General features: G+C 73.4%; 25 protein-coding genes. 15 read left to right on the top strand and 10 right to left on the bottom strand.

Features of this window, described 5'->3' with window-relative positions; all coding sequences use genetic code 11:
• Window positions 1-70 precede the first annotated feature (70 nt).
• Window positions 71-520, bottom strand: a complete 450-nt coding sequence (locus ACFYL6_RS29210) for an SAV_6107 family HEPN domain-containing protein (RefSeq protein WP_387176171.1) — start codon at window positions 518-520, stop codon at window positions 71-73.
• A 445-nt stretch (window positions 521-965) separates the two neighbouring features.
• Between ACFYL6_RS29210 and ACFYL6_RS29205 the strand changes: the two genes are divergently transcribed.
• From ACFYL6_RS29205 to ACFYL6_RS29180, 6 genes are read left to right on the top strand one after another with little or no spacing between them, the layout of a single operon-like run.
• Window positions 966-1,454 carry a YbaK/EbsC family protein gene (locus ACFYL6_RS29205; RefSeq protein ID WP_387176169.1) on the top strand — a complete coding sequence of 163 codons (489 nt, stop codon included), beginning with the start codon at window positions 966-968 and terminating at the stop codon, window positions 1,452-1,454.
• Between the two features lie 56 nt (window positions 1,455-1,510).
• A complete protein-coding gene (locus tag ACFYL6_RS29200) occupies window positions 1,511-2,281 on the top strand; it encodes a monooxygenase (protein ID WP_387176308.1) in 771 nt (256 codons plus the stop codon).
• Window positions 2,278-2,829, top strand: coding sequence for a GNAT family N-acetyltransferase (locus ACFYL6_RS29195; protein ID WP_124817698.1), 552 nt, complete (start codon window positions 2,278-2,280; stop codon window positions 2,827-2,829). The genes ACFYL6_RS29200 and ACFYL6_RS29195 overlap by 4 nt, the downstream gene beginning before the upstream one ends.
• A complete protein-coding gene (locus ACFYL6_RS29190) occupies window positions 2,826-3,767 on the top strand; it encodes a carotenoid biosynthesis protein (RefSeq protein WP_387176168.1) in 942 nt (313 codons plus the stop codon). The genes ACFYL6_RS29195 and ACFYL6_RS29190 overlap by 4 nt, the downstream gene beginning before the upstream one ends.
• Entirely contained in the window at window positions 3,764-4,891 is a 1,128-nt protein-coding gene (locus ACFYL6_RS29185; RefSeq protein WP_387176166.1) for a glycosyltransferase, read from the top strand. Before ACFYL6_RS29190 ends, ACFYL6_RS29185 begins: the two co-directional genes overlap by 4 nt.
• 12 nt (window positions 4,892-4,903) lie before the next feature.
• The gene (locus ACFYL6_RS29180) at window positions 4,904-6,391 is read left to right on the top strand and encodes a phytoene desaturase family protein (protein ID WP_387176164.1); all 1,488 of its coding nucleotides are present in this window, start codon (window positions 4,904-4,906) and stop codon (window positions 6,389-6,391) included.
• A 73-nt stretch (window positions 6,392-6,464) separates the two neighbouring features.
• On the opposite strand, the gene ACFYL6_RS29175 is transcribed toward ACFYL6_RS29180, so the two are convergent.
• Window positions 6,465-7,154: a CDP-alcohol phosphatidyltransferase family protein gene (locus ACFYL6_RS29175; protein WP_387176162.1), complete on the bottom strand. Its 690-nt coding sequence runs from the start codon at window positions 7,152-7,154 to the stop codon at window positions 6,465-6,467.
• Between the two features lie 44 nt (window positions 7,155-7,198).
• The gene (metF, locus tag ACFYL6_RS29170; RefSeq protein WP_387176160.1) at window positions 7,199-8,116 is read right to left on the bottom strand and encodes a methylenetetrahydrofolate reductase [NAD(P)H]; all 918 of its coding nucleotides are present in this window, start codon (window positions 8,114-8,116) and stop codon (window positions 7,199-7,201) included.
• A gap of 246 nt (window positions 8,117-8,362) precedes the next feature.
• Here metF and ACFYL6_RS29165 point away from each other — a divergent pair, with 246 nt between their 5' ends.
• Both ACFYL6_RS29165 and ACFYL6_RS29160 read left to right on the top strand, forming a co-directional pair.
• Window positions 8,363-8,752 carry a helix-turn-helix domain-containing protein gene (locus tag ACFYL6_RS29165; RefSeq protein ID WP_387176158.1) on the top strand — a complete coding sequence of 130 codons (390 nt, stop codon included), beginning with the start codon at window positions 8,363-8,365 and terminating at the stop codon, window positions 8,750-8,752.
• Between the two features lie 9 nt (window positions 8,753-8,761).
• Window positions 8,762-9,844, top strand: coding sequence for a polyprenyl synthetase family protein (locus ACFYL6_RS29160; protein ID WP_387176156.1), 1,083 nt, complete (start codon window positions 8,762-8,764; stop codon window positions 9,842-9,844).
• A gap of 142 nt (window positions 9,845-9,986) precedes the next feature.
• Here the strand turns inward: ACFYL6_RS29160 and ACFYL6_RS29155 are convergent, their stop codons facing one another.
• Window positions 9,987-10,376, bottom strand: a complete 390-nt coding sequence (locus ACFYL6_RS29155) for an Rv2175c family DNA-binding protein (protein ID WP_357278159.1) — start codon at window positions 10,374-10,376, stop codon at window positions 9,987-9,989.
• A gap of 188 nt (window positions 10,377-10,564) precedes the next feature.
• Here ACFYL6_RS29155 and pknB point away from each other — a divergent pair, with 188 nt between their 5' ends.
• Both pknB and ACFYL6_RS29145 read left to right on the top strand, forming a co-directional pair.
• Window positions 10,565-12,553 (top strand): Stk1 family PASTA domain-containing Ser/Thr kinase, encoded by a 1,989-nt coding sequence (pknB, locus tag ACFYL6_RS29150; protein ID WP_387176153.1) that lies wholly within the window; start codon window positions 10,565-10,567, stop codon window positions 12,551-12,553.
• Entirely contained in the window at window positions 12,553-13,422 is an 870-nt protein-coding gene (locus tag ACFYL6_RS29145) for a deoxyribonuclease IV (protein ID WP_387176151.1), read from the top strand. Before pknB ends, ACFYL6_RS29145 begins: the two co-directional genes overlap by 1 nt.
• Before the next feature lie 155 nt (window positions 13,423-13,577).
• Here the strand turns inward: ACFYL6_RS29145 and ACFYL6_RS29140 are convergent, their stop codons facing one another.
• The 4 genes from ACFYL6_RS29140 to ACFYL6_RS29125 all read right to left on the bottom strand — a co-directional run bounded on the left by ACFYL6_RS29140 (window position 13,578) and on the right by ACFYL6_RS29125 (window position 18,613).
• Window positions 13,578-14,612: a threonine aldolase family protein gene (locus ACFYL6_RS29140; RefSeq protein WP_387176149.1), complete on the bottom strand. Its 1,035-nt coding sequence runs from the start codon at window positions 14,610-14,612 to the stop codon at window positions 13,578-13,580.
• 176 nt (window positions 14,613-14,788) lie between these two features.
• Window positions 14,789-16,195: a class II 3-deoxy-7-phosphoheptulonate synthase gene (locus ACFYL6_RS29135; RefSeq protein ID WP_238660833.1), complete on the bottom strand. Its 1,407-nt coding sequence runs from the start codon at window positions 16,193-16,195 to the stop codon at window positions 14,789-14,791.
• 68 nt (window positions 16,196-16,263) lie between these two features.
• The gene (locus tag ACFYL6_RS29130) at window positions 16,264-16,806 is read right to left on the bottom strand and encodes a hypothetical protein (RefSeq protein ID WP_387176147.1); all 543 of its coding nucleotides are present in this window, start codon (window positions 16,804-16,806) and stop codon (window positions 16,264-16,266) included.
• 181 nt (window positions 16,807-16,987) lie between these two features.
• The gene (locus ACFYL6_RS29125; RefSeq protein ID WP_387176145.1) at window positions 16,988-18,613 is read right to left on the bottom strand and encodes a glycosyl hydrolase family 18 protein; all 1,626 of its coding nucleotides are present in this window, start codon (window positions 18,611-18,613) and stop codon (window positions 16,988-16,990) included.
• A gap of 167 nt (window positions 18,614-18,780) precedes the next feature.
• On the opposite strand from ACFYL6_RS29125, the gene ACFYL6_RS29120 reads away from it, so the two are divergent.
• From ACFYL6_RS29120 to ACFYL6_RS29100, 5 genes are all read left to right on the top strand, one after another.
• Window positions 18,781-19,272 carry a glutathione peroxidase gene (locus tag ACFYL6_RS29120; protein ID WP_387176144.1) on the top strand — a complete coding sequence of 164 codons (492 nt, stop codon included), beginning with the start codon at window positions 18,781-18,783 and terminating at the stop codon, window positions 19,270-19,272.
• A 132-nt stretch (window positions 19,273-19,404) separates the two neighbouring features.
• Window positions 19,405-19,671 carry a hypothetical protein gene (locus ACFYL6_RS29115; protein ID WP_387176142.1) on the top strand — a complete coding sequence of 89 codons (267 nt, stop codon included), beginning with the start codon at window positions 19,405-19,407 and terminating at the stop codon, window positions 19,669-19,671.
• Between the two features lie 52 nt (window positions 19,672-19,723).
• Window positions 19,724-20,398 carry an NADPH-dependent F420 reductase gene (locus ACFYL6_RS29110; protein WP_387176141.1) on the top strand — a complete coding sequence of 225 codons (675 nt, stop codon included), beginning with the start codon at window positions 19,724-19,726 and terminating at the stop codon, window positions 20,396-20,398.
• A gap of 144 nt (window positions 20,399-20,542) precedes the next feature.
• The gene (locus ACFYL6_RS29105) at window positions 20,543-21,412 is read left to right on the top strand and encodes a DUF4397 domain-containing protein (protein WP_387176139.1); all 870 of its coding nucleotides are present in this window, start codon (window positions 20,543-20,545) and stop codon (window positions 21,410-21,412) included.
• Window positions 21,409-22,083 carry a class F sortase gene (locus ACFYL6_RS29100; RefSeq protein WP_387176138.1) on the top strand — a complete coding sequence of 225 codons (675 nt, stop codon included), beginning with the start codon at window positions 21,409-21,411 and terminating at the stop codon, window positions 22,081-22,083. The genes ACFYL6_RS29105 and ACFYL6_RS29100 overlap by 4 nt, the downstream gene beginning before the upstream one ends.
• 1 nt (window position 22,084) lies before the next feature.
• Here the strand turns inward: ACFYL6_RS29100 and ACFYL6_RS29095 are convergent, their stop codons facing one another.
• Both ACFYL6_RS29095 and proC read right to left on the bottom strand, forming a co-directional pair.
• Window positions 22,085-22,435, bottom strand: coding sequence for a DUF2203 domain-containing protein (locus ACFYL6_RS29095; RefSeq protein WP_036412622.1), 351 nt, complete (start codon window positions 22,433-22,435; stop codon window positions 22,085-22,087).
• A gap of 46 nt (window positions 22,436-22,481) precedes the next feature.
• Complete coding sequence (gene proC / locus ACFYL6_RS29090; protein WP_238661521.1) at window positions 22,482-23,300, bottom strand: pyrroline-5-carboxylate reductase; 819 nt, start codon at window positions 23,298-23,300, stop codon at window positions 22,482-22,484.
• Window positions 23,301-23,456: the final 156 nt, after the last annotated feature.

Here is a 23,456-nt window from a genome sequence, read left to right as displayed (position 1 = left end):
GATCAGGACCGGCACGCCGCGCCACCGGCCGCCCGGCTCCCCCCGCGAGGCGGCCGGTGGCACGGCGGGATCAGGCGGCCAGGCCGTCCAGGGCCGGTTGGTGGGCCACGCCGAGCGCGGTTTCCACCACCGTGACGAACTGTTCGGCGGCGCGGAGCAGATCGTCGGCCTCCCGGGCGCTGACCACCCGGGGGATGCCGGCCTCGGCGGCGGCGCGTTTGCTGGCCCCCGCGGCGAAGAACCGGGACCACTCGTCGAGCTCCGGAGCGACGGCACAGAGGAGGACCCAGACACTGGTGATCCGGTTGCGCCGACTCGGCGCGGGTCGGGCCCGGGCGGCGAGCAGGGCCGCCGCCGCGCGCAGGGCAGCCAGGTGGGCAGCCGCGTAGCGCAGGCCGTCAGGTCGGGTCTGGGCGGCCTCGACCAGCCCACGGCGGGCCAACGTGAGGAGCTGGGCGGGGGTGCGGTGCGGCAGCACGTGCGCCGGCACCGTCGGTGCCTGAGCCGGGTTGGTCGGCATGGATGTCTCTCCTCCACGTGGCCGAGACGTCACTCCGGTGGCTGGTGCCACCGACGAGACGCCGAGGTCGGGGTGGTGCGGAGGAAGACGCACCGGGTGTGGCCGGCCGGGTGTGGATGCTTCCCCACACCACACCCGGCCGGCGGACCGGCGGGTGCGTCGCCCGCTGCCCGGGGGTCGTGGGCGGCGGGCGACGCTCCTGCCTGTTGGGACCAGGCTCGCGACTGCCCGGAAACCCAGGTGCGGCCCGCGGAGCCGCACCGCCCGGAGGTGGCGCCGCGAAACGCCGCGCTCCGGCTGGTTGGAACGGGCGTTCGAGGCAATCGAACACTCGTTCTAACTGCTGCTGACAGTACACCTCCCCTCCGACGAAAATGCAACGTGTGACGCGCTGAGCGTGCCGGTCGGCTGAACCGGCCACCAGCGGACCGGGAAGAATGGCGGGATGCAGCCACACCCGAACGTACGGGCGGTGCAGGACGCGCTCACCGCCGCCGGCACCCTCGACGGCGCCGGTGAGCCCAGCATGGTCCGCCTGCTGCCCGACGCGGTGCACACCGCCGCGGCGGCCGCCGAGGCGCTCGACGTCGAGGTCGGTCAGATCGCCAACTCACTGATCTTCGACGCGGACGACACGCCGCTGCTCGTCCTCACCTCCGGCGCGCACCGGGTCGACACCGCCGGCCTGGCGGCATCGATCGGCGTCACCCGGCTGCGCCGGGCCACCCCGGAGTTCGTCCGGACCCACACCGGACAGCCGATCGGCGGGGTCGCCCCACTCGGGCACCCGCGCCCGCTGCGCACCCTGGTGGACACGGCGCTGGCGGCGTACCCGGAGATCTGGGCCGCGGGTGGCGTACCCCAGGCGGTCTTCCCGACCACCTACGCCGAACTGCTGCGGGTCACCGCCGGCACCCCGGCCGAGGTGGCGTGAGCGAGCGGACCAGCAGGCACAGCAGCGACGCGCCCGCGCCGCCGCTCGGTAGAGGCGTGAGCGAGCCGGACGAGCGGACCAGCAGGCACGGCAGCGCGGCCCCGGAGCTGGTCACGCTGCACGTGTGGCGGACCTCCCGCGGCGCGCTGCCCCGGGCGCTGACCCGGATGGCGCTGGACCCGCGCCGGTTGCGCGCCCTCCCGGGCGTGCGGTTCGGCAAGCTGCTGGGCACCGGGACCGGCACCGACTTCGGGCCGAGGGACGCCGACCTGACCCGGTGGGCGGCGCTGACCGTCTGGGACTCCCCCGCCGCGGCGGCCGACTTCGACGACTCGTCGGTCGGGCGGGCCTGGGCGCGCATCGCCCCCGCCCAGGCCCGGCTCGACCTGCGCCCGCTGACCAGCAGGGGCGAGTGGTCCGGCCAGCGGCCGTTCGGCGACCCGCCGGGCGGCCCGGTCACCGGCCCGGTGCTGGCACTGACCCGGGCCCGGCTGCGGGCCCGCCGGGCGGCCACCTTCTGGCGGGCGATCCCGCCGGTGGCCGCCGCCCTGCGCGACGCGCCCGGGCTGCTGGCCCGGTTCGGGGTCGGCGAGGCCCCGTTGGGTTGGCAGGGCACGGTGAGCGTGTGGCGCGACCCGACGGACCTGGTGGCGTTCGCGTACCGTCACCCGGAGCACCGGGCGGCGATCATGCGAACCCCCACCGCGGGCTGGTACGCCGAGGAGCTGTTCGCCCGGTTCGAGGTGCGCGACGTGGTCGGCGACCGGTCGGTGCTCGGGTGGGTCGCCGACGGCGGCCCGGAAACAGTGAAGGGTGGACGGGCATGAGGTTGGTGCGCTGGACGCCGGACGATCTCGTCCGGCGGCTGGACGACGTGGTGGCCGTCTACGGCGAGGCGATGGGATACCGCACCGACCTGCTGGAGGCCCGGCGCGGTTACATCGCCACCCACGTCCGCCGGCCGGGTTTCCGGGCGGTCGCCAGCCTGACCAGCGAGGGGCACCTCGCCGGCTTCGGCTACGGCTACCTGGGCGCCTCCGGTCAGTGGTGGCACGACCAGGTGCACCGCGCACTGGACGCCCCGACCCGCACGCGCTGGCTCACCCACTGCTTCGAGGTGGTCGAGCTACACGTCCGGCCACCGGCGCAGGGGCACGGCCTGGGCACCGGTCAGCTGCGCGCGCTGCTCGGCATGGCGGAGGGCGACACCGTGCTGCTGTCCACCCCGGAGGCCGACGAGCAGACCTCGCGGGCCTGGCGGTTGTACCGACGGTTCGGTTTCGTCGACGTACTGCGTGACTTCCACTTCCCCGGCGACGAGCGACCGTTCGGCGTACTCGGTCGGGATCTGCCACTCGAGCCACCGGCGTCATGACCCGGCGGATCTCCTGGACGCTGCTCGCCGTCCTGGTGCTCGCCCAGATCTGCTACCCGCTCACCACCGGCGCCACCCGGGCCGGGCTCGCCGTGGCCACCGTCGTCCTCGGTTGGCTGCTCTCGGTCGGCCACGCGCTGCTCAGCCGGGGCCCACGGGTGGCGGCGGCCCTGGTCGCGGTGGCCACCGGCGGCGGGTTCGCGATCGAGGCGATCGGGGTGGCCACCGGCGTGCCGTTCGGCAGCTACGACTACTCCGGCGAGCTGGGCCCCAAGTTGGCCGGCGTGCCACTGATCATTCCGCTGGCCTGGACCTGGATGGCCTGGCCGGCCTGGCTGGCAGCGGTCCGGCTGACCGGCGGCAACGCCGCAACAGCCAACGGCACCGGGCCGACAGCCAGCGGCAGCCGGTCGACAGCTGGCGGCAGCGCGTCAACAGCCAGCGGCAGCGGGTCGGCAGCCGGCGGCGGCGGGTCGACGGTGCGGCGATGGGTGGCGCGGATCGCGCTGGCCACTGTGGGGCTGGCCGCCTGGGACCTCTTCCTCGACCCGCAGATGGTGGCCGAGGGCTACTGGGTCTGGCGCGACGCCACCCCGGCCCTGCCCGGCCTGGCCGGCATCCCGGTCAGCAACTACCTGGGCTGGCTGCTCTTCGCGGTGCTGATGATGAGCGCGCTGCGCCCGCTGGCCGGGCCGGCCGTCGAGCACACCGACCGGCGGGACCACCCCATGGTCGCGCTCTACCTGTGGACGTACTTCTCCAGCATCCTGGCCCACGCCGTCTTCCTCGACCTGCCCGCCTCGGCGCTCTGGGGCGCCGCTGGCATGTCGGTGACCGCCGTACCCCTGGCGGTGGCCCTGCTGCGTGCCCAGCGCGGCCGTCACCCCCGGCCGGCGGACCACCAGCCACACCGCCCCGGCGTCGACGCGACCCGATGACCGTCCTGCTCGCCCTGCTGGTCGCCACCGCCGCGTTGACCGGGCACATCTGGCTCAACGCCGCCCGCTGGCTGCGTCGGCCCACCGACCGGCCCGACGACGTCGACGAGCCGGTGGCCGTGCTCCTGCCGCTGCGCGACGAGGCCACCCGGGTCACGCCCTGCCTGCGCGCCCTGCTCGCCCAGCGCGGCGTACCCGGGCTGCGCGTCGTGGTCCTCGACGACGGGTCCACCGACGGCACCGCCGACGTGGTCCGCGCGGTGGCCGGCGACGACCCCCGGGTCACGCTGCTCACCGGGGTCTCCCCGCCGTCGGGCTGGCTGGGCAAGCCGCACGCCTGCTGGCAGTTGGCCACCCGGGCCGACCCGGACGCCACCGTGCTGGTCTTCGTCGACGCCGACGTGGTGCTCGCCCCGCACGCCGTGGCCGCCGCCGTCACCGAGTTGCGCGCCGCCCGGGTGACGCTGCTGTCGCCGTACCCCCGGATCGTGGTGGCGACGGCCGCCGACCGGTTGGTGCAGCCGCTGTTGCAGTGGCTGTGGCTGACCTTCCTGCCGCTGCGCGCGATGGAGCGCTCGCCGCGGCCGTCGCTGGCCGCGGCGGGCGGGCAGTTCCTGGTGGTGGACCGGGCCGGCTACACCACCGCCGGCGGGCACGCCGCGGTCGCCGACAAGATCCTGGAGGACGTCGAGCTGGCCCGGGCGGTCAAGCGGGCCGGCGGGCGGATCGCCCTGGCCGACGGCTCCCGGCTGGCCACCTGCCGGATGTACGACGACTGGCCGCAACTGCGCGACGGGTACTCGAAGTCGCTCTGGGCGTCGTTCGGGCACCCGGGCGCGGCGGCGGCAGTGGTGGCGGCGCTGCTGCTGCTCTACACCGCCCCACCGCTGATCGCGCTGATCGGTGTGGTGGCCGGCGCGCCGGCGGTGGCCGCCGTGGGCCTGGCCGGCTACCTGCTCGGAGTGGCCGGGCGGGTGCTCACCGCCCGCGCGACCGGTGGTCGGTGGTGGCCCGACGCGCTCGCACACCCCGTGTCGGTCGTGGTCCTCGGTTGGCTGACCCTGCGGTCGTACCATCTGCGAAAGCGACGCCGCCTGACCTGGCGGGGCCGCCCGGTCAGCTAGGGAGGACGCGGCATGGCGCGGATCGTGGTCGTCGGCGCCGGGGTGGGTGGCCTCGCCACCGCCGCCCGGCTGGCCGCCACCGGGCACCAGGTGACCGTCTTCGAGCGGGCCGACACGGTCGGCGGCAAGCTCGGCCGGTACGCGCACGACACCCCGGCCGGGTCGTTCCACTTCGACACCGGGCCGAGCCTGCTCACCCTGCCCGAGGTCTTCCACGACCTGTTCGAGGCGACCGGGGCGAAGCTCGACGAATACCTGGACCTGGTCCCGCTGGACCCGATCGTCCGGCACGTCTTTGCCGACGGTGGCCCGACCCTGGACTCGTGCGCCGACCCGGTGGAGTTCACCGCCCGGATCGGGGCCGCCTTCGGTGACCAGGCGGCAGCCGACTGGCAGCGGTTGTGGCGCCGGGCGACACGCGTGTGGCAGGCCTCCTCGCGGGACATCCTGCGTCGTACCGTCGACTCTCCCCGCGACCTCGCGTCGCTGGCCTGGCGCGTCGGTGACCTGGCCGCCATCGCCCCGGGCCGCAGTCTGCGCGGCCTGGGCCGCCGACACCTGTCCGACCCGCGGTTGCGGATGCTGCTGGACCGGTACGCCACCTACACCGGCGCCGACCCACGTCGGGCACCGGCGGCGCTGGTCGCGGTCCCCTACGCCGAGTTGGCCTTCGGCGGCTGGTACCTGCGCGGCGGGCTGGGCACTCTCGCCGACGCCCTGCTGACCCGCTGCCTGGACCTCGGCGTGGTCGTGCAGACCGACGCCACGGTCACCCGGATCGACGCCACCGGCGGCCGGGTGCACGGGGTACGCCTCGCCGGCGTCACCGCCCCGGTGCCCGCCGACGTGGTGGTGGCCAACGTGGACGCGCTCACCGTCTACCGTGACCTGCTGCCGCACCCGCGTCGGCTGGCCGGGCTGACCGACCGCAGCCTCGCCGGTTTCGTACTGCTGCTCGGCGTCTCCGGCAGCACCGGGCTGGCCCACCACAACGTCTTCTTCCCGGACGACTACGACGCCGAGTTCGACGCGGTCTTCGGCGACCCCGGGCGCGGCGTACGGGCCCGGCCGGCGGCCGACCCGGCGGTGTTCGTCACCGTGGCCGACGACCCGATGGTCCGCCCAGCCGGACACGAGGCGTGGTTCGTGCTGGTCAACGCCGCTCGGCAGGGCACCGCGGCGGGCGCGGTCGACTGGCGACGCCCGGGGCTGGCCGACGCGTACGCCGACCGGATCCTGGAGGTGCTGGCCCGGCGCGGCGTGGACGTGCGCGACCGGCTGCTGTTCCGCGAGATCCGCACCCCCGCCGACCTGGACGTGGCGACCGGCGCCCCCGGTGGCTCGATCTACGGCACCGCAGGTGGGCTGCTCCGCCCCGCCAACCGGGGCCCGGTGCACGGGCTGTGGCTGGTGGGCGGCTCCACCCACCCGGGCGGCGGGCTGCCGATGGTGACCCTCTCCGCGCAGATCGTCGCCGACGAGATCGGCCCCGCCTGGTAGGCCCGTCAGCCGGCGTCCGTTCCCGGCGCGCCTGTTCCCGGCGCGGCCGTTTCGGCGCGGTCGGGTGCGCCGCTCAGTCGGCGTCGAGCAGGGCGCGGCGGATGCTGGAGAGCAGTTGCCCCAGGCCGAAACCGGCCAGCAGCACCCACACCGCGGTGGCCATGGTGATGGTGCCGGCGGCCAGGTCCGGCTCGATCAGCCCGGCCAGCCCTGCGACCAGCAGGCCGGCCAGCGCCACCGAGACCCGGGTGGGGCGTTCGCCCACGGTCACCGCGCCGATCTCCCGCATGCCGGCGGCGACCGCCCGCGCCCGGACGTACTCGTGCAACCAGGACAGCGCGCCGCCCGCGACGACAAGCGCACCCGGCGCGCCCACCAGCCAGAACGCCAGCAGCCACGCCACCTCACCGAGCCGGTCGGCGACCGAGTCGTAGACGTAGCCGAGCCGGGTGGTGCGACCGGTGGCGACCGCCACCGCACCGTCCACGCTGTCCGCCACGGCGGCGAGCAGCACGAACAGCGCGCCGAGGAACGGCCCGCTCCCCGGCCGGCCCACCAGCAGCGGTACGCAGAAGCAGAGCAGCACCCCGACCACGGTGACCGCGGTGGGGCTGACCCGCAGCCGACCCAGCACATATCCGACGTGGTACGCGAATCGCAGCCAGGCGCGCACCACCGGCGCCGCGACCCGAGGGTCGAACCCGCCGTGCAACCGCGCCCACGCCGTGGCGTACTGATCCCAGTTCAGCTGTGTGCCCACCACGGATCAACCGTCGTGCCGGGCAACAGGTGTCGCAGGCGCAGCGTTCACACGCGGGCGCCGGCCTTCAGGTTCTGCCAGACCTCGCGGGTCGCGGTGGACCGGTTGAGGGTGATGAAGTGGATTCCGGGCACGCCCTCGTCCAGCAGTCGGCGGCACATCTCGCTGGCCTGCTCGATGCCGAGCCGGCGGACGGCGTCCGGATCGTCGGCGACGCGTTCGAAGCGGGCCGCCAACGCCGGTGGGAACGGCGCACCGGAGAGCTGCACGGACCGCTCGATGGTGCTGAACTGGGTCACCGGCATCACGCCCGCCAGGATCGGGGTGTCACAGCCGGCAGCGGCCACCCGGTCACGTAGTCGCAGGTAGTCGTCGGCGTCGAAGAACATCTGCGTGACCGCGAACTCCGCGCCGGCCCGACACTTGCGGACGAACTGGGCGGTGTCGCTGGCCACATCGGGCGAGCGGGGGTGCTTGTACGGGAAGGCCGCCACACCGACGCTGAAGTCGCCGGCGTCACGCACCAACCGGACCAGGTCCTCGGCGTAGTCCACGCCCTCGGGGTGGCGGATCCACTCACCGCCCGGGTTGCCCGGGGGGTCACCACGAATGGCCAACACGTTGCGCACCCCCACCCCGGCGAGCCGGCCGACCACGTGCCGCAGCTCGGCGACGGAGTGGTTGACCGCGGTCAGGTGGGCCATCGGCAGCAGGGTGGTCTCGGTGGCGACCCGCTCGGTCAACGCCACGGTGGTGTCCCGGGTCGAGCCGCCGGCGCCGTACGTGATCGACACGAACGACGGGCGCAGGGACTCCAGCTCGCGGATGGCCTGCCAGAGCAGCTGCTCCCCCGCCTCGGTCTTGGGCGGGAAGAACTCGAACGAGAAGGTCGGCTGGTGCTCACGGATGAGCTCCCCGATCGCCGGCTGCGGATTGGGGAGTATCGAGGGGAGACCGAGCGCCACGACCCGACTCTAGCGGTCGACGGCACCAGGACCCAGGCCCTTCCCACCCAGCGGCCGGTCCGGCCCGCTCCGTGCGACCCGGCGGGCGGAAAGGCGTCGTACCTGCGAGGTAGAACGGGGCGGTGCGGGAGGGGCGGCGGGGGTGGCCCCGGTTCCCGTGCGGGGGTCAGCAACCGAGCGGTGACGCCGGTCCCGTCCGGTCGGGCGGGTGGGTCGTCACCGCACCGACGCCCGCCAGGAGGACCCATGATCCCGCCCGCATCGCCGCGCCCCGCGCAGCTCGGGCCGCTGCTGGCCCGGCGCCGACTGGCCCGGGGCTGGAGCCAGCAGCGAGCCGCCGCCGAGCTGTGTGCCGCCGCCGGGGTGCCGACGCTGAGTCGGCACGAGATCTCCCGGTGGGAACGACAGCGTCGCGTGCCGGGCGGGTTCTGGCTCGGCTGGCTCGCCGTCGTCCTGGACGTACCGCTGGTGGCGCTCGCCGAGGCCGCCGCGGCCACCCGTCGGGCCGGCTCGACGCGGGCCACCGGGCCGGGCCGCGCCGCGCCGCACGGCGCGCGACCGGCCGGGCGGACGGGCCCCGGCCGCACCGGCGGCACTACGCGTGGCGGTGGAGCACGAACCATGACGACCGGCTAGCGTCGGGGCGTGACCCACGCTGCTCCCGTGTCCCCCGTCGACCGCGCCGGCCTGCGGGAGCGGGTGGACAAGGCGCTCACCGAGTTCCTGGCCGGCCAACGGGTCCGGCTCGCCGCCGTGGACGACGCGCTGGGTCCGGTGGCCGAGGCGATCGAGGCGTTCGTGCTCGGTGGCGGCAAGCGGCTGCGTCCAGCATTCGCGTACTGGGGGTTCCGGGGGGCTGGCGGGGTGGACGGCGACCAGGTGATCACCGCCCTGGCCGCACTGGAGTTCGTGCAGGCCAGCGCCCTGATCCACGACGACCTGATGGACCGTTCCGACACCCGTCGCGGCGAGCCCGCGGTCCACCGACGCTTCGCCACCCGGCACCGGGAGGCCGGCTGGGGCGGCGACCCGGACGGTTTCGGCGACGCCGCGGCGCTCCTGCTCGGTGACCTCTGCCTGGTCTGGTCCGATGAGCTGCTGCACTCCGCCGGCCTGGACCTGTGGTCGTTGGCCCGGGCCCGGCCGGTCTTCGACGAGATGCGCACCGAGGTCACCGTCGGGCAGTACCTCGACGTGCTGACGCAGGTCACCGGGGACACCTCGGTGGAACGGGCCAGCAAGGTCGCCCGGTACAAGTCCGCGAAGTACACCGTCGAGCGTCCGATGCTGCTCGGCGCCGCGCTGGCCGACGCGCCAAAGGACGTGCGGACGGCCTACTCGGCGTACGGGCTGCCGTTGGGTGAGGCGTTCCAGCTCCGCGACGACGTGCTGGGGGTCTTCGGTGACCCGGCGCTGACCGGCAAGCCAGCCGGGGACGATCTGCGCGAGGGCAAGCGCACCTACCTGGTGGCGGCGGCCGTGGAGGCCACCGACGACGCGGGCCGCAAGCTGCTACTCAGCCGGCTCGGCGACCCGGAGCTGGACGAGCGGGGGGTGGCCCGGCTCCGCGAGGTGATCTCGGGCAGCGGGGCGCTGGCCCGTACCGAGCAGCGGATCGTCACACTCACCGACACCGCCCTGGCCGCACTGACCGCCGTCGACCTGGACACCGAGGCCCGCCAAGCCCTGGTAGACCTGGCCATAGCCGCAACCCGCCGAGCCGACTAACCCCCGCTCCCCTCCCACACCCCCAGGGCCCGCGCCCACCCCCCTTGCGCGTTGATCATGAAGTTATTGCCGGCGCGCTCGGCGTGTCGTGGCAATAACTTCATGATCAACGGGAACAGGAAGGGTCCGGGGCGGGGCGGGGTTAGAAGCCTTGGGCTTGGGCTCGGCGTTTCACCTCGCGGGCCTGGTCGCCGGAGAGGGCGGCGGCCGGGGTGGCGCCGGGGAGGGTGTCGTCCGGCTCGTAGAGCCAGCGCAGAACGGCCTCGTCGTCGTAGCCGTTGTCGGCGAGCAGGTTGAGCACGCCGGGCAGGTGCTTGAGCACGGTCTGGTTGGCAACCAGGTCCGCCGGGATCCGGCGGACGCCGTCGCGGCGGACCGCCAGCAGTTCCCGGTCACGGATCATCTGGTGCACCTTGCTGATCGACACGTCGAGGCGTTCCGCGACGTCGGGCAGGGTCAACCAGCCGGCCGGGTCGGTGGGTCCGGCGAGCTCCAGGCCGGGCGCGGCCTGGTCGGGTACGGGTTCGGTCACCCGACCACCCTGCCACGCCGCCGCGGCGACGAGCCACCGGCACCCCGGGAGACCCATCGGCGCCCACTCTCCTGATCGCCGCTGACCAGCGAATGAGGGGCGGCGAGCGCGGCGGGACGGACCGGTTGGGCGTACGGCTGTAGCATCCTGTTCATCCTTCACCCCCTGGACACATAGACTGCCTGCCGATGGACACTCAGGTCGCCGACACGTTGCTGGGCTCGCTGATCGACGGGCGCTACCGCATTCGCGGTCGCGTGGCCCGTGGTGGCATGGCGACCGTGTACACCGCCACTGACGAACGCCTTGAGCGCACCGTGGCTGTCAAGATCATTCACCCGACCCAGGCGAGCGAGGCGCGGGCCCGGATCGCCAACTTCGTGGCCCGGTTCACCGACGAGGCGAAGACCATCGCCCGGTTGACCCACCCGAACGTGGTGGCGGTCTACGACCAGGGCACGCACGCCGGCCTGCCGTACCTGGTGATGGAGTACGTCCGTGGCCGCACGCTGCGCGACGTGCTGGCCGAGCGACGCCGGCTCAACCCGGACGAGGCGCTGTCCATCGCCGAGCAGATGCTCGCCGCGATCGCCGCCGCGCACCGGGCCGGTCTCGTGCACCGCGACGTCAAACCGGAGAACGTGCTGGTCGCGGAGGCGCCCACCGGTGGCGTCGCCAACCTGGTCGACAGCGTCGTGAAGGTGGCCGACTTCGGGCTGGCCCGGGCGGTCGAGGCGAGCGCCGACGAGGAGCAGGGCAACCAACTGATGGCCACCGTGGCGTACGTCGCCCCGGAGCTGGTCACCGAGGGCCGCGCCGATCCGCGCACCGACGTCTACTCGGCGGGCATCGTGCTGTTCGAGATGCTCACCGGCCGCGTGCCGTACGACGGGGACCGCCCGGTGGACGTCGCCTGGCAGCACGTCGACCGGGACGTGCCGGCGCCCTCGACGCTGGTGCCGGGCCTGCCGTCGGTCCTCGACGACCTGGTGCAGCGGGCCACCCGGCGTGATCCCGGCGCGCGGCCCGCGGACGCCGGCGCACTTCTGGCCGAGGTGCAGGTGGCCCGGGATCGCCTGGGCGACGCCAACAGCCACACCGCCGTACTCCGTCCGGTCAGCGGCGCGCCGTCGCTCTCCCAGCCGACCATGATGGTCGCGACGGTCCAACCGCCCAACCGCCCGTCGTGGGCGCGACTGCCCGAGGGGGCCAGCAGCCAGGGGCCGGGCCGACGTCGGGCCGCCCCGGAGCCGGCGGAGGGCCTGGGCGCCCGGCTCGCCGCGCTGCGTAGCACGGTGCTGAGCAACCCCCGTGGCCGGCTGGCCGTCGCGGCCGTGGTGGTGACGCTGGGCCTGGTGGCCGCGATCGGGGGTTGGTGGTTCGGCGTCGGCCGCTACACGGACGCTCCGCAACTGGTGAGCCTGAGCAGGGCCGAGGCGCAGGCGCAGGCCGACCGAGCCGGGCTCGTCCTCAAGTTCGCTGAGCCGCGCTTCGACGAGAAGGCCCCGAAGGACAGCGTGCTGGGGCAGAGCCCGGCGTCCGCTGCCAAGATCGTCAAAGGTGGCACGATCACGCTGACCCTCTCCCTCGGCCCGGAGCGTTTCCCCGTACCGGACGTGATCGGCAAGGAGTTCGAGCTCGCCGAGGCGGACCTGGTCAACGCGAAGCTGGTGGTGGCCAAGGGCACCGCCCGCTACGACGACAGCCTGCCGGCCGGGGTCGTGGTGGACAGCTCGCCCAAGGTGGGCAGCGAGGTCAAACCAGGCGCGAAGGTAACCCTCATCCTGAGCCGGGGCAGGGCGCCGGTGACGGTGCCGAACCTGGTCGGCAAGAGCCTGACCGACGCCCGGACGGCCCTGGCCCAGCTCAATCTGGTGTTGGTGGAGACCTACAAGGACTCCGACAAGCCGAAGGACGAGATCCTCGGTCAGAGCCCGGCCGATGGTGCCGGCGTGGAGAAGGGCACCACGGTCAAGCTGGACGTCAGCAAGGGGCCACCGCTTGTCGTCATGCCGCGGGTGATCGACCTGCCGTGCCAGCAGGCCAAGCAGGCGTTGGAGGGCCAGGGCTTCCCGGTGACGGTGGCGATCAACCCGAACGCCGTGGTCCGGATCCAGCTCCCGGGCGAGAATTCGCAGGTGGCGCCCGGCACCCCGGTCACCCTGACGTGCTTCTGATGCCGACGATCTGCGGGCGGCCGGTGGGCACGCACACTCCGACCTCGGGTGGGCTGGCGAAGGCTGCCCTGCCGTACGCCGACACGACCGGTGCGCGGGTGGTGCAGGTCTACGTCTCCAACTCGCGTGGCTGGGCACTGCCCGACGGCGACCCCGGGCAGGACGCCCTGTTCCGCGACGGTTGCGCCGAGCGGGGCATTCCCGCGTTCATCCACGCCTCGCTGCTGGTCAACGTCGGCTCGCCCACCCCGGCCACGGTCGAGAAGTCGGCCCAGACGCTGGCGCACGCGCTGCGTCGGGGTGTGGCGATCGGCGCGCGGGGGGTGGTGTTCCACGCGGGCAGTTCGGTGGACGAGGGGCACGCCGAGGCGGCGATGCGACAGGTCCGCGAGGTGTTGCTGCCGCTGCTCGACTGGTCCGCCGAGGCTGGCGGGCCGATGTTGCTTGTCGAGCCGAGCGCCGGCGGTGGCCGGTCACTGGCCTCCCGGGTGGAGCAGTTGGGGCCCTACCTGGACGCGGTGGACCGGCACCCCATGCTCGGGGTCTGCTTCGACACCTGCCACGCCTGGGCGGCCGGCCACGACCTGGCGGCCGAGGGCGGCATGACGGCGACCCTGGACACCCTGGTGGCCACTGTCGGTGCGGACCGACTGCGGCTGGTCCACGCCAACGACTCGAAGGACCTGTGCGGCTCCACCCGGGATCGGCACGAGAACATCGGCAAGGGCACCATCGGCGAACCCGCCTTCGCCGAGTTGATGGCCCACCCGGCGACCGCCGGCGTCCCGATCGTCGTGGAAACCCCCAGCGAGAAGCACATCGGCCACGCCGCCGACATCACCACCCTCACCCGCCTGTCCCACCCCTGACCCCACCCCCACCCCCTGCCTACTCCCCCTCCCGGCGTTCCCCGAGTCACCCCGGTGATCATGAAGTTATTGCCATGACACGCCGACGCGAGTGGCAATAACTTCATGATCACCGGGAGTGGGCAACCGGGGGGCCGGGGCGGGTGGGTGGGGTTTTAGGCTGCGGCGAGGATGCGGGGTAGGGCTGCCAGGGCGCGGTCGATGTCCGCGTCACTGAGGCCCAGGTGGGTGACCAGGCGGGCGGTACGGGGGCCGAGCACCGAGATCAGTACGCCCTCGGCCCGCGCCGCGGCGGCCAGGGCCCGCGCGTCCAGGGTGTGCTTGGTGAGGTCCAGTGCCACGAGGTTGGTACGGACCGTGGTGGCCAGCACACCGAACGGCGCCACCGCCTCGGCGAGCCGAGCCGCCTTCGCGTGGTCGTCGGCCAGCCGGTCGATGTGCTGCGCGAGCGCGTACCGGCCGGCGGCGGCGAGAATGCCGGCCTGGCGCATGCCACCGCCCATCCGCTTGCGGATCAGCCGGGCACGTTCGATCTTCTCCGCGCTGCCCACCACCAGCGAACCGACCGGCGCGCCGAGCCCCTTGGAGAGGCACACCGACAGCGTGTCGAAGAGCTGACCGTACTCGATCAGCGGCACCCGGTCGGCGACGTGCGCGTGCCAGATCCGGGCGCCGTCACAGTGCAGTGCGACGCCCGCCTCGTCGGCGACCCCACGCAGGTCCCGCAGGGTCGCCAGCGGAATCACCCCGCCGCCACCGCGATTGTGGGTCTGCTCGACGGCGATCGCGCGGGTGGGGACGGCGAAGTAACCGTCCGGCCGGATCATCCCGGCCACCACCTCCGGGTCGATGTCCGCACCCACCGCGGGCCAGGTCCGCGAGGAGATCCCGCCGTACGCGGCCGCGGCGCCGATCTCGTACGTGACCACGTGCGCGTCGGCGTCGCAGAGCAACTCGTCGCCGGGCGACACCAACAGTTGCAGGGCGATCTGGTTCGCCATCGACCCACTCGGGGCGAACAGCGCCGCCTCGTGCCCGAACAACGCGGCGACCTCGGCCTCCAGCGCGTTGACGCTCGGATCCTCGCCGTACACGTCGTCGCCGACCTCGGCGCTGGCCATCGCCTCCCGCATCCCGGCGGTGGGTCGGGTCACCGTGTCGGACCGCAGGTCCACGAACAGATCAGGCATTGTCATCCCTTCGGCTGCCGACTGCGGGGCTCGCAAGCTCACTCCTCGCGTCAGCCATGGTCATCCCTTCGGCTGCCGACTGCGGGGCTCGCAAGCCCACTCCTCGCGTCAGCCATGGTCATCGCTTCGACTTGCCGACTGCGGGGCTCGCAAGCGCTGACGCGGGGCTCGCCAGCTCAGCCACGGAGCATCTCCGCCACGAGGAACGCCAACTCCAACGACTGCTGGGTGTTCAGTCGCGGGTCGCAGGCGGTTTCGTACCGGTCGGGCAGGTCGAGGTCCTCGATGCCCTGGGCGCCGCCGAGGCACTCGGTGACGTCCTCGCCGGTCAGCTCGACGTGCAGGCCGCCGGGGTGGGTGTCCAGCCCCCGGTGCACCTCGAAGTAGCCGAGCACCTCGTCGACGATGCGGTCGAAGTGCCGGGTCTTGTAGCCGTTGGACGACTCGTGCGTGTTGCCGTGCATCGGGTCGCACTGCCAGACCACCTTGGCGCCGGCGGCGGTGACCTTGGCGACGATCGGCGGCAGCGCGTCGCGTACCCGATGGTTGCCCATCCGGCTGATCAGGGTGAGCCGGCCGGGGATGTTGTCCGGGTTGAGCTTCTCGCACAGCTCGATCGCCTCGTCCGGGGAGGTGGTCGGGCCGAGCTTGACCCCGATCGGGTTGGCGATCCGGGAGATGAAGTCGATGTGCGCGCCGCTGATCTGCCGGGTGCGCTCGCCGATCCAGAGGAAGTGCCCGGACAGCCCGTACGCCCGACGGTCGGAGACCCGGGTGAGCGCCCGGTCGTACTCCAGGGCGAGGGCCTCGTGGGAGCAGTAGAGCGTGACGGTGCGCAGCGCCTCGTCGTCGGTCATGCCGCAGGCCCGGATGAAGGCCAGCGCCCGGTCGATCTCCCGGGCGATCGCCTCGTAACGCTCCCCCGCCGGGGAGTTCTTCACGAAGCCCTTGTTCCAGTCGTGCACGGCGTGCAGGTCGGCGAGCCCACCGGCGAGGTACGCCCGGAGCATGTTCATCGCCGCCGCCGAGTTGGCGTACGCGCGGATCATGCGCTGCGGGTCGGCGACCCGGGCGGTCGGGTCGGCCTCCAGCGAGTTGATCATGTCGCCGCGGTACGCGGGCAGGCCGCGCGCGTCGGTCGGCAGTGAGCGGGGCTTCGTGTACTGCCCGGCGACCCGGGCGACCTTGACCACCGGCAGCGACGCGCCGTAGGTGAGCACGATCGCCATCTGGAGCAGGGTGCGGGCGTTGGCCAGCAGGTGGCTCTCGGTGTTGTCCACGAACGTCTCGGCGCAGTCACCGCCCTGCAGCAGGAACGCCTTACCCTCGCAGACCAGGGCGAGCTTCTGCCGGAGCTGGTCCACCTCGTAGGGCGCGACGACCGACGGCACGGTGTCGAGGACCTTGCAGACCGCGGCCACGGCAGCCGGGTCCGACCACGGCGGGACCTGCTCGCGGGGTAGCTCCCGCCATCGGTCCAGGCCGAGCGCGGCGTCCTCGGCGGAGTCGACTGTCGGTCGGCTGGTCTGCAGGCCCGGGCTGCCCACCGCGGGATGGCTCAGCTGATGCCACTCATGGCGCATGACAGAAAGCGTACGGCGACGGTCGGGGCGCCCGGGCGGCGAGGGGGACGGTTCCGGCAGATGGGAGATCAAACTCCCGGGCTCTGCTCAGGACGCGGTAGGGGCGACCCCTCAGGACGCGGTGGAGGCGACGCTGGCGACGGAGTGGCCGACCTGCCCGGCGCTTCCCCGGCGATGCACCAGTCGCTCCCGTCCCGGGTGACGGTGAAAACCAGCGGCCGGGCGACGGTGCGCTTGCCGACGGTGACCGACACCGAGACGCTGACCTCCTGCCCCTGCGGACCGGACCGGACGCCGGTGATGGCCGCCTCGGGCACCTGGAAGTGGTCGGCGAAGTCACCGTTGGGGCCGGTGGCGCCGAGGTCGAAGTCGTCCTGCAGCAGAGCGCAGAGCTGACTCCGGCCGGCGGCCACGTCCTTGGCGGTCATCGCGTCGAGGTACGCCTGCACGCGCTCGCGGGAGCGGGTGGCGGCCTCCTCGGCGGGGGCTCGGGCCGGCTTGGTGGCGGACTTCTCCTCGTCCTCGTCGCCGATTCCGCAGCCGACCAGGGCGACCGGCAGCAGCACCAGCCCGGCGGCGGTCGCCGCCAGCCTGCGGTGGGTTGGGCGCATGATCACCTCCGTCGGCGGTGAGATCGAGACGTGCCGAGCCGCGAGTCTGCCACATCCAGGCGACCGAGCCCAACGGCGGCGGCCCGGTCGACGCTGGGCGTCGGCCGGGCCGCTGTGTCACGGGCGGGAAGGGACGGTGCGGGCCCCTTCCCGCCGTGTGGGTGGTGCGTCGGCCCTCGGCTCAGCCGAGACCGCCCTTGATGGCGCCGATGAGCTCACCGTTGCTCGTGTCACCGGAGAGCTCCCAGAAGAACGCGCCACCGAGGCCCTGGTTGTTCGCGTACGTCATCTTGCCGTTGATGGTCGACGGGGTGTCGTAGCTCCACCAGTTGCTGCCGCACTTGGCGTACGCGGTGCCGGCGATCGTGCCGGTGGCCGGGCAGGTGTTCTTGAGGACCTTGTAGTCCTCGATGCCGGCCTCGTAGGTGCCCGGCGCCGCGCCGGTGGCGCTGCCACCCGGAGCGGCCTGGGTGACACCGGTCCAGCCCCGACCGTAGAAGCCGATGCCGAGCAGCAGCTTGTTGGCCGGAACGCCCTTGCTCTTGAGCTTCTGGATCGCCGCGTCGGAGTTGAAGCCCTGCTGCGGGATGCCCGTGTACGAGGTGAGCGGCGAGTGCGGCGCCGTCGGACCCTGGGCGTTGAAGGCGCCGAAGTAGTCGTACGTCATCGGCATGAGCCAGTTGAGGTTGCCGATGGCGCCGGCGTAGTCGGTGGCGTCGATCTTGCCGCCGTTGCTGCCGTCCGCGGTGATGGCGGCGGTGACCAGGGCGCTGGACCCGAACCTGGACCGCAACGCGCTGATCACGTTCTTGAACGCGTTCGGGCCGCTGGTGTCACAGGTCAGACCGCAGGCGTTGGGGTACTCCCAGTCGACGTCGATGCCGTCGAAGACGTCCGCCCAGCGCGGGTCCTCGACCAGGTTGTAGCAGCTCTCGGCGAACGCGGCCGGGTTCTGCGCGGCCTGGGTGAAGCCGCCGGACCAGGTCCAGCCACCGAACGACCAGATCACCTTGAGGTGCGGGTTCAGCTGCTTGAGCTTGCGCAGCTGGTTGAAGCTGCCGCGCAGCGGCTGGTCCCACGTGTCGGCGACGCCGTCCACGCTGTCCGCCGCGGTGTACGCCTTCTCGTAGTCGGCGTAGCTGTCACCGATGGCGCAACGACCGCCGGTGGTGTTGCCGAAGGCGTACAGGATGTGGGTCAGCTTCGCGGCCGAGCCGCTGGTCTGGATGTTCTTGACGTGGTAGTTGCGCCCGTAGACGCCCCACTCGGCGAAGTAGCCGACGACCTTCTTGCCACCCGGGTTCGGCGGGTTGGTGGTCGGCGGCGGCGTGGTGGGCGGAGGGGTGGTGGGCGGCGTCGTCGTGGGTGGGGTGGTGGTCGGCGGAGTCGTGGTCGGCGGGGTGGTCCCGCCGCCGCACGCGGCACCGTTGATGGTGCAGTTCAGCGGTGCCTTGTAGGCGCCGCTGCCGTTGTAGCCCCAGCTGAACGAGGCGCCGGGGGCGATGCCGCCGGCCCAGCTCTTCTTGACCGCGACGTAGTGGTTGCCGCTGCTGGTGACGTCGGCGTCCCACGCGCTGCTGATGGTGGTGCCCGACGGCAGGTCGAACTCGATGCGCCAGGTGGTGACCGTGGCGCTGGAGCCGTTGGTGACGGTCACCCTCGTCTCGTGACCGGTCCCCCAGTCCTGCGCCTTGGTGAAGGTGGTGGTGACCGTGCCGGCGCCGAACGCGGTGGTCACCGGCACCGCTGCGACGGTCACGGCGACCACGGCACCGGCCCAGAGGGCCCGGCGGAGCGATCTTTTCATGAGGCGTCTCCCGAACTGTTAGGAAACTTTCCAAAAGAGTTGGTGAGACGGTACTCACAGCGTTATCAGTTCGTCAAGATGCGCATGTTTCGATTTCTCCTGGTGCACGGAGTGCGTACGCTGCGCCCAACCCGGGTGGACGCCCGACCGGCGCGTAGCCTCGGCCCATGACCGTCTTCGACATCCCGATCGACGCCCTCAACGGCGGCCCCGCCGACCTGGCCCGCTACCGCGGCAAGGCGTTGCTGGTCGTCAACGTGGCCTCCCGCTGCGGCCTCACCCCCCAGTACGCCGGCCTCCAGACGCTCGCCGACTCGTACGCCGACCGGGGCCTCGTGGTGCTCGGCGTGCCGTGCAACCAGTTCGCCGGGCAGGAGCCGGGCAGCGCCGCCGAGATCAGCGACTTCTGCCAGGTCAACTACGGGGTCACCTTCCCGCTGACCGAGAAGGTCGACGTCAACGGCCCCGACCGGCACCCGCTCTACGCCGCGCTGGTGGACACCCCGGACGCCGACGGGCACACCGGTGACGTGCGCTGGAACTTCGAGAAGTTCCTGGTGGCCCCGGACGGCTCGGTCGCCGCCCGCTTCGCCCCCACGGTCGAGCCCGACTCCAACGACCTCCGCGCCGCCATCGAAAAGACCCTCCCCACGACCTGACGCCCAGGTCGGCGCGAGTGGGCTCGGCTAGGCCGGGCTGGACTCGGCTAGGCCACCGTTGGCCCGGTCGATCATGGAGTCGTGGTGCCTGAATTGCCCCGATAGACCCGAGTCGTTCCCCACCACAACTCCATGATCGACGGCCTCGCCGGCCCTCCCGGCCTCGGGCGCTACCGGGCCGCGTGTCCGGCGGTCGATCACCCGCACGGACCGCTCGTCACCGGAGAGTGGCACGTTGCCGGAGAGCCGATCGGCGACAAGCGTGAGCAGTACGTTGTGCAGAACGGGCTCGCGCCGCGACCAGGCACCCGCCGGGGCGGCGAAGATCGCGAGGTCCGCGACGAGGACAGCGCGGGCCCGACGGTTCGCGCAGCCGCCCGGCAGCGGGCAACCGAATAACCCACCAGGATGGTCGGGAATGCGTCGTGGGTGGACGGAGTTGGGAACGAGCATGACAACTGTGGGACTGATCGGCAGTGGCAACATCGGCGGCACCGTGGCCCGGCTGGCCGTTGACGCCGGCTACGACGTGGTGCTGAGCAACTCGCGGGGCCCGGAGACCCTCACCGACCTGGTCGAGACCCTGGGCGCGCACGCCAGCGCCGGCACCACGCAGGACGCGGCGCAGGTCGGCGACCTGGTGGTGGTCACTGTGCCGCTGAAGGCGTACCGCGCGGTGCCCGTGGAGCCGCTGGCCGGCAAGGTCGTCATCGACACCAACAACTACTACCCAGAGCGCGATGGCGCCTTCCCGGAGCTGGACTCGGGCGAGACCACCAGCAGTGAACTGCTCCAGCGGCACCTGCCGCAGTCGCGGGTGGTCAAGGTCTTCAACAACATCTACTTCAAGGGCCTGGCCGCGCTCCCCCGACCGTCCGGTGCGGCGGACCGCAGCGCCCTCGCGATCGCCGGTGACGACGCCGCCGCGAAGGCCGAGGTGACCGCCTTCCTGGACCGGATCGGCTACGACGCGGTCGACGTCGGCCCGCTGGCCGAGGGGTGGCGCTACCAGCCGGACACCCCGGCGTACGGCACGCTCTACTCCGCCAGCCCGACCGACTGGGAGCACCCGGCCCCGGCCGACGCCGCGAAGCTGCGCGCCGCCCTGGCCGCCGCCACCCGCTGAGCAAGACCGCCACCACCCTCCCCGCGATCGGTAGCGATACGCGCGCGCAAAAACATCGCTGTGGCAACTTGCGCCGTAGTCCTGCTCACGGGACCCTGTTCTCTGGGTTGCCGCCCGCTCACCGAACGTGCCCCCGGAGGCGACATGCACACGCTCCGTACCGTGCCCCGCCGGCTGTTGGCCGGCTCCGGCGCGCTCCTGCTCGGCACCGCCCTCGCCACCGTCGCCATTCCCATTCCTGCCAACGCCGCGACCGGCGCGGACACCGTCGGGTACGTCCGGCTCGCGCACCTCTCCCCGGACACCCCGGCGGTGGACGTCTACCTGGCCGCGCCGGGCGCGGCAAAGCCGCAGGTCTTCCCCGGGGTCGGTTACGGCGTGGTCTCCGACTACCTCGAACTCGCTCCGGGCCGGTACGCGGTGGCCATGCGCGAGGCCGGCGCCCCCGCCACCGACCCCCCGGTGCTCACCACCGAGGTCGCGGTGACCAGCGGCGACGCCTTCACCGTGGCCGGCGTGGGCCGGCACGCCGACCTCGGCCTGCGGGTGCTCAACGACGATCTCAGCGCCCCCACCGACGGCCGCGCCAAGGTGCGGGTCGTGCAGGCGTCGGTGCGGACCCCGGTGCTCGACGTGGCCGCCGCCGACGGCCCGATGATCGCGGGCGGGGTGCAGTTCGCCACCACGACTGACTACCAGCAGGTCGAGCCGGGCAGGTGGCGGCTGAAGCTGACGGGTGCCGGCGGGCCGAGCACCGACGCCGAGGTGCGGCTCACCGGCGGCGCGGTCTACTCGCTGCTGGTGCTCGACGCGAAGCAGGGCGGGCTCACCGCCGAGTTGCGGCGCGACGCCGAGGGCGGCACCGTCGTCCCGGCCGGTGGGGTGGACACCGGCGCCGGTGGCACCGCCGGGGCCGGGCTCGACGCGTACCCCCTGGTGGCCGGCGGTCTGGCCGCGGCGGCCGGCGCGGTGGCCCTGCTGCTCTGGCGTCGGCGGCGGCGCACCACCTGGTGAGCGCCGGGCCGGACCCGTCGATCCGGCGGCACCGTGACCGCCGGGTGCCGCTGGCCGCGCTGGTCGCGGCCGGAGCGGCGGTCTGCCTGGCCGCCGGGGTCGGGCTGGCCACCACCGGCCCGCCACCGCCGGTGGCGAGCTGGCGCCCCGGCTGCGGCGACGACTGCCCGTCGGTGGCCGCCGCGCCCGCGCCGCAGGATCCTCCACCCACCCGGGTACGCATACCGCGCATCGACGTCGACTCCGCGCTCACCGTGCTGGGTCTGGACCGCGCCGGGGCGCTGATTCCGCCCACCGACTTCGACACGGCCGGCTGGTACGGCGGCGGCCCGGCTCCCGGCGACACCGGCCCGGCCCTGCTCGCCGGGCACCTGGACTCGCGCCGCGGCCCGGCGGTGTTCGCCCGGCTCGGTGAGTTGCGGCCCGGCGACCGGGTCGAGGTGTGGCGCGGCGGGCAGCGGTTGGCGTTCCGGGTGACCGGGTCGCTGCGTACCCGGAAGGACAGCTTTCCGACCGACGTGGTCTACGGCCCGACGCCCGGGGCGGAGTTGCGCCTGGTCACCTGCGGGGGCGACTTCGACCGGCGGCGCGGCCACTACGTCGAGAACGTGGTGGTGTTCGCGGTGACCGAGGCGCCCGACCCGATCCTGCCGACGTCCGCGGCGGGCTGAGTCAGAGGGGGCGGCGGCCGGCGAAGCCGCACTCGGCGCGGTGGTACCAGCGCACGTCGGAGTCGCCCTCCAGCCAGCACCAGAGCACGGCGCGGCCGGCCCGCTCGCCGGGGAAGTCCAGCAGCACCGGAGCGATGCCCTTGACCTGGATGTCGTGCTGGTGCAGCTCGTCGACGACGGCGTGCAGCCGGGCCTCCAGCGCCTTGACCTCGGCCAGCCCACCGAGCGCGCTCACGCCGTGGTCGGCCAGGTCGGCGCGCAACTCGGCCAGGTCGGCCCGGACCCGGATCAACTCGTCGACGCGCGGCTGCAGGGTGGCCACCAGGTGCCGGGCCTGGGCAAGTGTGAACACCGGGCCAGTATGCGGCACGCACGGCTCCGCGACGCGCCCCGAACGCTCAGTCGGCCTGTGCCGCCAGCTCGCGGGCGCGATCCCGGGCGGCCTCCAGCGCGGCGAGCAGCGCCGCGCGTACGCCGTGCTTCTCCAGCTCACGGATCGCGGAGATGGTGGTGCCGGCCGGCGAGGTGACCGCCTCGCGCAGCTTGACCGGGTGCTCGCCGGAGTCGCGCAGCATCACCGCCGACCCGATCGCGGTCTGCACGATCAACTCGTGCGCCACCTGGCGGGGCAGCCCGAGCAGGATCCCCGCGTCGATCATGGCTTCGACCAGCAGGTAGAAGTAGGCCGGGCCGGAGCCGGAGAGGGCGGTGACGGCGTCCTGCTGCGACTCGGGCACCCGGATCGTCTGGCCGAGCGGCTTGAACATCTCCTCGGCCAACGTCAGGTGCGCCCCGGTGGCGTACGCGCCGGCGGAGATCGCGGTCATCGCCTCGTCGACCAGTGCCGGGGTGTTGGTCATCACCCGCACCACCGGGGTGCCGTCGGGCAACCGGCGGCTGAAGAAGCTGGTGGGCAGACCCGCGCAGAGTGATATGACGAGCTTGTCGGCCGGCACCTTGGGGCCGATCTCGTCGAGGAGCGCGGCGGCGTCCTGCGGTTTCACCGAGACCGCGAGGACCGCCGCCTCGTCCACCGCGGTCAGGTTGTCGACCACCCGTACGCCGTAACGGGCGGTCAACTCCTCGGCGCGAGCGGGCCGGCGGGCGGTGGCCAGCAGCCGGTCCACCGGCCATCCCGAGCGCAGCAGCCCGGAGAGCATCAGCTCACCGATCTTGCCCGCGCCGATCACCGCGACCGTGTGCACTCCGGCGGACATGTCGGCCCGTACCCCCTCGCATTGGGTCGCGGGGGGGGGGGGGCCCCCCCCCCCCCCCCCCCCCCCCCCCCCCCCCCCCACCCCCCCAACCCCCCCCCCGCCCCCCCCCCCCCCCCCCCCCCCCCGGCCCCCCCCGGGGGGGGGGCGCCGCGGGCC

This window comes from Micromonospora sp. NPDC007208 (genome assembly GCF_042869175.1).
Classification (GTDB): Bacteria; Actinomycetota; Actinomycetes; order Mycobacteriales; family Micromonosporaceae; genus Micromonospora; species Micromonospora foliorum.
This window is presented reverse-complemented; position numbering and strand designations above follow the sequence as displayed.

What these genes read in the sequence shown, in the direction of transcription:
- ACFYL6_RS29210 (WP_387176171.1), bottom strand. Translation starts at nt 520, where the DNA reads ATGCCGACCAACCCGGCTCAGGCACCGACGGTGCCGGCGCACGTGCTG.
- ACFYL6_RS29205 (WP_387176169.1), top strand. Translation starts at nt 966, where the DNA reads ATGCAGCCACACCCGAACGTACGGGCGGTGCAGGACGCGCTCACCGCC.
- ACFYL6_RS29195 (WP_124817698.1), top strand. Translation starts at nt 2,278, where the DNA reads ATGAGGTTGGTGCGCTGGACGCCGGACGATCTCGTCCGGCGGCTGGAC.
- ACFYL6_RS29190 (WP_387176168.1), top strand. Translation starts at nt 2,826, where the DNA reads ATGACCCGGCGGATCTCCTGGACGCTGCTCGCCGTCCTGGTGCTCGCC.
- ACFYL6_RS29185 (WP_387176166.1), top strand. Translation starts at nt 3,764, where the DNA reads ATGACCGTCCTGCTCGCCCTGCTGGTCGCCACCGCCGCGTTGACCGGG.
- ACFYL6_RS29180 (WP_387176164.1), top strand. Translation starts at nt 4,904, where the DNA reads ATGGCGCGGATCGTGGTCGTCGGCGCCGGGGTGGGTGGCCTCGCCACC.
- ACFYL6_RS29165 (WP_387176158.1), top strand. Translation starts at nt 8,363, where the DNA reads ATGATCCCGCCCGCATCGCCGCGCCCCGCGCAGCTCGGGCCGCTGCTG.
- pknB (WP_387176153.1), top strand. Translation starts at nt 10,565, where the DNA reads ATGGACACTCAGGTCGCCGACACGTTGCTGGGCTCGCTGATCGACGGG.
- ACFYL6_RS29145 (WP_387176151.1), top strand. Translation starts at nt 12,553, where the DNA reads ATGCCGACGATCTGCGGGCGGCCGGTGGGCACGCACACTCCGACCTCG.
- ACFYL6_RS29140 (WP_387176149.1), bottom strand. Translation starts at nt 14,612, where the DNA reads ATGCCTGATCTGTTCGTGGACCTGCGGTCCGACACGGTGACCCGACCC.
- ACFYL6_RS29135 (WP_238660833.1), bottom strand. Translation starts at nt 16,195, where the DNA reads ATGCGCCATGAGTGGCATCAGCTGAGCCATCCCGCGGTGGGCAGCCCG.
- ACFYL6_RS29130 (WP_387176147.1), bottom strand. Translation starts at nt 16,806, where the DNA reads ATGCGCCCAACCCACCGCAGGCTGGCGGCGACCGCCGCCGGGCTGGTG.
- ACFYL6_RS29125 (WP_387176145.1), bottom strand. Translation starts at nt 18,613, where the DNA reads ATGAAAAGATCGCTCCGCCGGGCCCTCTGGGCCGGTGCCGTGGTCGCC.
- ACFYL6_RS29120 (WP_387176144.1), top strand. Translation starts at nt 18,781, where the DNA reads ATGACCGTCTTCGACATCCCGATCGACGCCCTCAACGGCGGCCCCGCC.
- ACFYL6_RS29115 (WP_387176142.1), top strand. Translation starts at nt 19,405, where the DNA reads ATGATCGACGGCCTCGCCGGCCCTCCCGGCCTCGGGCGCTACCGGGCC.
- ACFYL6_RS29110 (WP_387176141.1), top strand. Translation starts at nt 19,724, where the DNA reads ATGACAACTGTGGGACTGATCGGCAGTGGCAACATCGGCGGCACCGTG.
- ACFYL6_RS29105 (WP_387176139.1), top strand. Translation starts at nt 20,543, where the DNA reads ATGCACACGCTCCGTACCGTGCCCCGCCGGCTGTTGGCCGGCTCCGGC.
- proC (WP_238661521.1), bottom strand. Translation starts at nt 23,300, where the DNA reads ATGTCCGCCGGAGTGCACACGGTCGCGGTGATCGGCGCGGGCAAGATC.